Source organism: Bradyrhizobium sp., from assembly GCF_016462955.1.
GTDB lineage: Bacteria > Pseudomonadota > Alphaproteobacteria > Rhizobiales > Xanthobacteraceae > Bradyrhizobium.
In genome coordinates this window covers 11,163-12,806 of the sequence record NZ_JAEMSD010000146.1, presented here as the reverse complement: position 1 = coordinate 12,806, position 1,644 = coordinate 11,163, and the positions used below count along the sequence as shown (strand labels likewise).

The 1,644-nt window shown below is 64.7% G+C and carries 2 protein-coding genes and 1 pseudogene; all 3 read left to right on the top strand.

Going from position 1 to position 1,644, the window contains the following annotated elements; genetic code table 11:
* Nucleotides 1-358 (top strand): ATP-binding protein (locus JHD07_RS16870; protein WP_291624208.1); only part of this gene is annotated, 358 nt, incomplete at its 5' end.
* A 194-nt stretch (nt 359-552) separates the two neighbouring features.
* Complete coding sequence (locus tag JHD07_RS16865; protein WP_291624206.1) at nt 553-1,107, top strand: ActR/PrrA/RegA family redox response regulator transcription factor; 555 nt, start codon at nt 553-555, stop codon at nt 1,105-1,107.
* A gap of 299 nt (nt 1,108-1,406) precedes the next feature.
* Nucleotides 1,407-1,644: pseudogene (locus tag JHD07_RS16860) on the top strand (hypothetical protein); the annotation flags it as partial.

The window sequence follows — 1,644 nt, the reverse complement described above, 5'->3', positions numbered from 1 at the left end:
CGGCAACATTGTCGAGAACGCCGTCGATTTCGCCCGCACCACCGTCGAGGTGAACGCCTGGTGGAACAATGACCATATCGAGCTCGTGATCTCCGACGACGGACCGGGCATTCCGCCCGATATTCTCAACCGGATCGGCGAGCCGTATCTGTCGCGACGCCGTCCCCAGGACGACGGCGGCGGCGAGCGGCGCGGTCTCGGCCTCGGCGTGTTCATCGCGCGCACCTTGCTCGAACGCACCGGCGCCAAGGTCTCGTTTACCAACCGGATCTTTCCCGACCACGGCGCGGTGGTGCAAATCACATGGCCGAGACAGCGTTTTGAGGCTACCGAGACGCTCGAAGAAACAATAGGATAGGCATGATCCCGGAAAAGTGTTCTGCGGTTTTCCGATAGGATCATGCTGAAAACAAGAATCGCGAGCGGGATGACAATTCATCGCGCTCGAGACCGCGACCTTGCGTCGCACGACGGGGCGGATCGACGATTTGCCGCCTTGGCACCGCGCGATCGCAACGCCATATGTCAATGCGTTGGAGAGAGGAAACAGCCTTGAACGCCATCGCCGAACTGAACGAACAAGCCGACCGCTCGCTGCTCATCGTGGAGGACGACAAGCCGTTCCTGGAGCGGTTGTCGCGCGCCATGGAGACCCGCGGCTTTTCGGTGACGTCATGCGATACCGTCTCCGACGGTCTTGCGCAGATCGGAAGGTCCGCGCCGGCCTTCGCGGTGGTGGATCTCAGGCTCGGCGACGGCAACGGTCTCGACGTGGTCTCGGCGCTGAAGAAGAAGCGCCCGGATGCGCGCGCGATCGTGCTGACCGGCTACGGCAACATCGCCACCGCCGTGACCGCCGTGAAGATGGGCGCGATCGACTATCTCTCCAAGCCCGCGGATGCCGACGACGTCGTCGCCGCGCTGCTGTCGACCAGCGCGGAGAAATCCGAGCTGCCGGCCAACCCGATGTCGGCCGACCGCGTGCGCTGGGAACACATCCAGCGCATCTACGAGATGTGCAACCGCAACGTCTCGGAAACGGCGCGCCGGCTCAACATGCACCGGCGCACCTTGCAGCGCATTTTGGCCAAGCGCGCGCCGCGTTAATCCCGGCGCTCACGCGGGAAACGAAGATCTCCGCCCCTCACGGCCGAGGCGGAGATGTGCGACGTGGTCAGGTGCTGGGCGCTTTGACGTGGCGTGGCCATTTCGTGAGAAAAATCAGCGGCGGAGGGGCGGAGCAAGCCCCTCAGGACGATGAGCTGCCGGACTTCGCAGGGCGTGCCCGGACTGATAACCCCAGCTCCAATCCGACAAAGCCGGGCGCTGACGTCGAGCGCTCGCTGAACTCGGCGTTAACTCCGGACGGCGGATCATAGCGGCGCCTCGAACATCCCGAGAGACCGATGGTTCACCTCAAGCCGCTGCTTGCATCGCTTTGCTTCTGGACGCTACGTGCCATTGCCGTCGCTGTCGTCGCAGCAGCCGCACCAGGTGCGGGGCGTGCTCAGCAAGCCTCCCCGCCGGTCTGGACGGTACCGGAAGTCGGCGCGCTGCCTGAAGACGCCCATGGCCGGCTCGTGCGACGCGGGCGCGACCTCATCACGGCGACCTACGCCCATATCGGGCCGGAGGTGCCGGATC